A 6,100-nucleotide genomic window follows, 5' to 3' on the forward strand; every position below is an offset into this window, starting at 1 on the left:
CGAAGACGTACGACGCCGCGCCCGCGCCCTGCACCGGTGTGCCCGTGGCCACCGTCAAGTCCCTGGTGCCCGGCGCGAAGACGGCCGGCAAGGAGATACCGTCCACCGACTCCAAGCTGCGCCGCACCTGCTCGTGGAACGCGCTCAAGGGCTACGACTACCGCTGGCTGGACGTCTCCTACGAGGTGACCGCCTCCGACGACGCGGCGGAGAAGGAGTACCAGCAGCGGGTCGCCGAGAAGAGCGGCGGCGGCGCGGTACCGGGGCTCGGTGACGGCGGCTATTCCGTCGTGAACCTGAACACGGAGGACAAGCAGCAGACGCGCGAGGGCGTGGTGCTGGCCCGTGCCGCCAACGCCCTGGTGGTCGTCACGTACAGCGGCAGCGACTTCGAGAGCAAGAAGGCCCCGGAGACCTCCGAGATCAACAAGGGCGCCATCAAGGCGGCCAAGGACGCGGTGGCTTCTCTGCGCAGCGGCGCCAAGTAACCGCGGAGCCCCGGCAGTCGGTGGACGACCGCCGGGGCTCTCTTCGTCATCGAGCGGCAGCCGGCCTCTTGCCGCTCGCCAACGTCAGCACCACGTACAGCACCAGGGAGGTGCCGAGGCCGACCGCCCAGCCGTAGTCGGCCAGCGGGCTGAGGGCCGGGATCGGGCGGCCGTCGATCAGCGGGTGGAAGTCGGCCCCGCCGATGGCGAGGACGCCGCCCACCACGAAGGCGACCACCGCCCGCCAGTTCCAGCCGCCCGCGTACCAGTACCGTCCGCCCGCGCGGTACAGGTCGGCCAGGTCGAGGCGGGTGCGGCGCAGGAACCAGTAGTCGGCGACCAGGATGCCCGCGACCGTGCCGAGCAGACCGCCGACCAGGCCGAGCCAGGTGAAGATGTAGCCCTGCGGGTCGGAGTACAGCCGCCACGGGAAGATCAGCACCGCGAGGACGGCGGTGATCAGGGCGCCGGTGCGGAAACTGACCTTGCGCGGCGCGACGTTGGAGAAATCGAAGGCCGGGGAGACCAGGTTGGCCGCGATGTTCACGGAGAGGGTCGCCACCAGCACCGTGACCAGGGCGTAGATCAGGCCCACCACGTTGTCGGTCTTGGCGGCGAGCTGGACCGGGTCCCAGACCGGCTCGCCGTACACCGCCTGCGAACCCGAGGTGACCAGCACCGACAGGAAGGCGAACAGGGTCATGGTCGTGGGCAGGCCGAAAGCCTGGCCGAGGGTCTGGGCGCGCTGGCTGCGGCCGTAGCGGGTGAAGTCGGGGATGTTCAGGGAGAGGGTGGACCAGAAGCCGATCATGCCCATCAGGGAGGGCCAGAACAGCTTCCAGAAGCCGCCGCCCCAGCCCAGCTTGGACGGCTGGTCGAAGAGCGGGCCGACTCCCCCGGCCTGGTCGCTCATCCACCACAGCATCACGAACGCGCCGACCAGCACGAAGGGCGCGGCCCAGTTCTCGAAGCGGCGGATGGTCTCCATGCCCCGCAGGATGATGGCCACTTGGAGCGCCCAGAAGATGGCGAAGGAGAGCCACATGGTCCAGGCGTAGCCGCCGATGTGGGCGGCGCCGGACCAGCGGTCGCCGATCAGCTTGCCGGCCAGGAAGAAGATGGCCTCACCGCCGATCCAGGTCTGGATGCCGAACCAGCCGCACGCCACCAGCGCCCGTACGACAGCCGGCAGGTTGGCGCCGCGCACCCCGAAGGAGGCGCGGGCGAACACCGGGAAGGGGATGCCGTACTTGGGTCCGGCGTGCCCGGTGAGCAGCATCGGCACCAGCACGATCAGGTTGGCCAGGGCGATGGTGAACACGGCCTGTTTCCAGTCCATGCCGACCGCGATCAGGCCCGAGGCGAGCGTCCAGGAGGCGGTGTTGTGGGCCATGCCGACCCAGAGCGCGGAGAAGTTGTACGTCGTCCAGGTCCGTTTGGCGGCCGGTACGGGAAGCAGGTCCTCGTTGGCGTAGGGACCGCTGGGCGCGGGGGCGCCGGGGGCGATCTCCACCCGGCCGTCGGCGAGGGTTACTTGGGCGGAGGGTGGTATGGCCGTGGGTGCGGTTTCGGTCATGGTGCAGGCCAATCGGATGGGAGGGTCGGGACAGGCCGTGCGGGGGGGTGCGCCGTAAGGGTTCCGTACGGGCGTCCTGGCCCCCTTCCGCGCGCGGGGCGGGAAGGGGGAGATCGATTCGCCTGCCGTGCTCAGGCGTTCAGGGCGGGGATCACCTTCGAGCCGTAGGCGTCGATGGTGGCCTCCTGGGCGTCGTGCATGTCGTACACGGCGAACTGGTCGACGCCCAGGGCCCGGAGCGCGTTCAGTTTCTCGATGTGGGCCTCGGCCGGGCCGATCAGGCAGAAGCGGTCCACGATCTCGTCGGGAACGAACCGGGTGTCGGGATTGCCGCTGCGTCCGTGGTGGGCGTAGTCGTAGCCCTCGCGGGCCTTGATGTACTCGGTGAGCTCGTCCGGGATCTGCGCGGAGTGTTCGCCGTAGCGGGAGACCAGGTCGGCCACGTGGTTGCCGACCATGCCGCCGAACCAGCGGCACTGTTCGCGGGCGTGGGCGAGCGCCTCGGGCGAGTCGTCGTCGGTGACGTAGGCGGGGGCGGCCACGCAGATGGTGACCTCACCGGGGTCGCGGCCGGCGGCGACGGCGGCGTCCTTGACGGCCTTGACCATGAACTCGGTGAGGTAGAGGTCGGCGAGCTGGAGGATGAAGCCGTCGGCCTCCTCGCCGGTCATCTTCAGCGCCTTGGGGCCGTACGCGGCCATCCAGACGGGGAGTTCGGCGCCGGGTTTCACCCAGGGCAGGCGGATCGGGGTGCCGCCGAGGTCGGTCTCCTCGCCGCGGCCGAGGGCGCGGATGACCTTCATGGCCTCGCTGATCCGGGCGAGGGTGTTGGGCTTGCGTCCCGCGACGCGCATCGCGGAGTCGCCGCGCCCGATGCCGCACACCGTGCGGTTGCCGTACATGTCGTTGAGGGTGGCGAAGGTGGAGGCGGTGACCTCCCAGGTGCGGGTGCCCGGGTTGGTGACCATCGGGCCGACGGTCAGCCGGTCGGTGTTCGCCAGGATCTGGCTGTAGATGACGAACGGCTCCTGCCAGAGCACGGCCGAGTCGAAGGTCCAGCCGTACGTGAAGCCGTTGCGCTCGGCCCGCCGCATCAGTTCGACGACGCGGGAGGCGGGCGGGTCGGTCTGGAGTACGAGACCGAAGTCCATGGGCACCACTCCTAGTTGAGGTACTGACAGGTGGAGCGCGGGGTGTAGACGCCGTGCCCGGCGTGGCCGGTGTACTCCCGCTCGGTGATCACGGGGACGCCGCGCGAGAGGACCGTCTCGACCCGGCCGGTGATCCGCTTGCCCTCGTACGCCGAGTAGTCGACGTTCATGTGGTGCGTCTCGGCCGAGATGACCTGCTCGGCGTGCGGGTCGTAGATCACCACGTCTGCGTCGGCGCCGGGGGCGATGGTGCCCTTCTTCGGGTACATGCCGAACATGCGGGCCGGGGTGGCGCAGGCGATCTCGATCCAGCGGCGGCGCGAGATGTGGCCGTCCACCACGGCCTGGTGGAGGAGGTCCATGCGGTTCTCCACGCCCGGCATGCCGTTCGGGATCTTGGAGAAGTCGCCCCGGCCCAGCTCCTTCTGGCCCGAGAAGCAGAACGGGCAGTGGTCGGTGGAGACCACCTGGAGGTCGTTGGTGCGCAGGCCCCGCCAGAGGGCGGCCTGGTGCTCGCGGGGCCGCAGCGGGGTGCTGCATACGTACTTGGCGCCCTCGAAGTCCGGCTCGGCGAGGTTGTCGGTGGACAGGAAGAGGTACTGCGGGCAGGTCTCGCCGAAGACGTTCAGCCCCTCGTCGCGGGCGCGTGTCAGCTCGGCCACCGCCTCCTGCGCCGAGACGTGCACCACGTACAGGGGCGCGCCGGCGACCTGGGCCAGCTTGATCGCGCGGTGGGTGGCCTCGGCCTCCAGCAGGGCCTTGCGGACCTCGCCGTGGTAGCGGGGGTCGGTCTCGCCGCGCGCCAGGGCCTGCTCGACCAGGACGTCGATGGCGATGCCGTTCTCGGCGTGCATCATGATCAGCCCGCCGTTCTCGGCGGCCCTCTGCATGGCGCGGAGGATCTGTCCGTCGTCGGAGTAGAAGACGCCGGGGTAGGCCATGAACTGCTTGAACGAGGTCACGCCCTCCTCGACCAGCAGGTCCATCTCCTTGAGCGTCTCCTGGTTCACATCGGAGACGATCATGTGGAAGCCGTAGTCGATGGCGCAGTTGCCCTCGGCCTTCTGGTGCCAGGCGTCCAGGCCCTCGCGCAGGGTGCCGCCGACGTTCTGGATGGCGAAGTCCACGATGGTGGTCGTGCCGCCCCAGGCGGCGGCGCGGGTGCCGGTCTCGAAGGTGTCGGCCGCGTAGGTGCCGCCGAACGGCATCTCCATGTGGGTGTGGCCGTCGACGCCGCCGGGGATGACGTACTTCCCCGTCGCGTCGATGACGGTTTCCGCGCTGAAGGCTTCGGCGGCGGGGGTGCCGGTTGCCGCCAGGGCGGCGATACGGCCGTCCTCGATGAGTACGTCGGCGTGGATCTCGTCGGAGGCGGTGATGAGGAGGCCGTTCCGGATTAGCGTGCGGCGGGACATGGGGTCCTCTCCTGGTAGGTCCGCTGCGGGTCGTGTGTGGCTTGTCGCGCAGTTCCCCGCGCCCCTGTTCTGCTTGCCGTCCGCCTTTACGGCGCCGTCAGCGGCGTGTACGCGTTCGGCTCACGGTCGCGGTAGAACTGCCAGCGGTCGCGGACCTCGCGCAGCTTGGCCATGTCGAGGTCGCGGACGACCAGTTCGGTCTCCTTGTCGCTCGCCACCTCGCCGACGAACTGGGCTTCGGGGTCCACGAAGTACGTGGTGCCGTAGAAGTCGTTGTCGCCCAGGTCCTCGACGCCGACCCGGTTGATGGCGCCGACGAAGTACTCGTTGGCGACGGCCGCCGCCGGCTGCTCCAGCTGCCAGAGGTAGCGGGAGAGTCCGCGCGAGGTGGCCGAGGGGTTGAAGACGATCTCGGCACCGGCCAGGCCCAACGCCCGCCAGCCTTCCGGGAAGTGGCGGTCGTAGCAGATGTAGACGCCGATCCGGCCGACGGCGGTGTCGAAGACGGGCCAGCCGCTGTTGCCGGGACGGAAGTAGAACTTCTCCCAGAAGCCCTGGACCTGGGGGATGTGGGTCTTGCGGTACTTGCCGAGGTAGGAGCCGTCCGCGTCGATCACGGCTGCGGTGTTGTAGAGGACGCCGGGCTGCTCCTCCTCGTACATGGGCAGCACCAGGACGATGCCCAGTTCCTTCGCCAGCGCCTGGAAGCGGCGGACGGTGGGGCCCTCGGGGATCTGCTCGGCGTACTCGTAGAACGCCTTGTCCTGCACCTGGCAGAAGTAGGGGCCGTAGAACAGCTCCTGGAAGCAGAGCACTTGGGCGCCCTGGGCGGCGGCGTCGCGGGCCGCCTGCTCGTGCACCTGGATCATGGACTCCTTGTCGCCCGTCCAGGCCGTCTGGAAGAGGGCGGCGCGGATCACTCGGCTCATCGGGACCTCCGGGTCGCTCGGTGTGCGGGGGCGGGCGTCGGAAGCTCCGCCGTCCGCCCCAGAACCCTAGGAAGGTTGCGCGGCCGGTTTGAGTGGCAGCGTGTCACGTCTGCGGGGTGCGGGCGTGGCACCGTGTCACGTCTTGCCATGGCCATGTTTCACCGCCGTTTTCGCAGGTCGTGGCATGTTTCAGCCCTGTTGCGCGTCGTGCGCGAGGAGTGCGATGTGCACGGAGGCCGCCTGTTCGAAGTCGTCCAGGTCGATCCCGAGCCGCGCCTGTATGGCCTCCAGCCGGCGGTACAGCGCGGGGCGGGAGACGTGGTGGAGCTGAGCGGTGCGGGACTTGTTGCGGCCGGTCGCCAGGTAGGTGCGCAGCACGTCCAGCAGCTCGCCCTCGCCGCCACAGAGCAGGCCGTCCAGCTCGCGTTCGGCGAAGGACTGCACCTGGGGGTCGTCGCGCAGCAGCCGGATCAGCCCGCGCAGGTGCACGTCCCGCAGCCGGACCACGGCCGGCCGGTCCAGGGCGGCCCCGGCGACCGCG

General features: G+C 69.7%; 6 protein-coding genes. 1 reads left to right on the forward strand and 5 read right to left on the reverse strand.

Annotated features, from left to right (window positions below; all coding sequences use genetic code 11):
• On the forward strand, positions 1-488 hold a 488-nt coding region (locus GT030_RS33175; RefSeq protein WP_161204243.1), incomplete at its 5' end, for a hypothetical protein.
• Between the two features lie 46 nt (positions 489-534).
• Here GT030_RS33175 and GT030_RS33180 read toward each other — a convergent pair.
• The 5 genes from GT030_RS33180 to GT030_RS33200 all read right to left on the reverse strand — a co-directional run.
• On the reverse strand, positions 535-2,064 hold the full coding sequence (locus GT030_RS33180; RefSeq protein WP_161204244.1) for an NCS1 family nucleobase:cation symporter-1: 1,530 nt from the start codon (positions 2,062-2,064) through the stop codon (positions 535-537).
• A 131-nt stretch (positions 2,065-2,195) separates the two neighbouring features.
• Positions 2,196-3,215: a TIGR03842 family LLM class F420-dependent oxidoreductase gene (locus tag GT030_RS33185; protein WP_161204245.1), complete on the reverse strand. Its 1,020-nt coding sequence runs from the start codon at positions 3,213-3,215 to the stop codon at positions 2,196-2,198.
• An 11-nt stretch (positions 3,216-3,226) separates the two neighbouring features.
• Entirely contained in the window at positions 3,227-4,630 is a 1,404-nt protein-coding gene (hydA, locus tag GT030_RS33190) for a dihydropyrimidinase (protein ID WP_161204246.1), read from the reverse strand.
• A gap of 86 nt (positions 4,631-4,716) precedes the next feature.
• Complete coding sequence (locus GT030_RS33195) at positions 4,717-5,559, reverse strand: nitrilase-related carbon-nitrogen hydrolase (RefSeq protein WP_030809660.1); 843 nt, start codon at positions 5,557-5,559, stop codon at positions 4,717-4,719.
• Positions 5,560-5,748: 189 nt separating this feature from the next.
• The coding region (locus tag GT030_RS33200) for a helix-turn-helix domain-containing protein (protein ID WP_161204247.1) at positions 5,749-6,100 on the reverse strand (352 nt) is incomplete at its 5' end.

This window comes from Streptomyces sp. SID1328, assembly GCF_009865595.1.
In the GTDB taxonomy this organism is placed as follows: Bacteria; Actinomycetota; Actinomycetes; order Streptomycetales; family Streptomycetaceae; genus Streptomyces; species Streptomyces griseoluteus.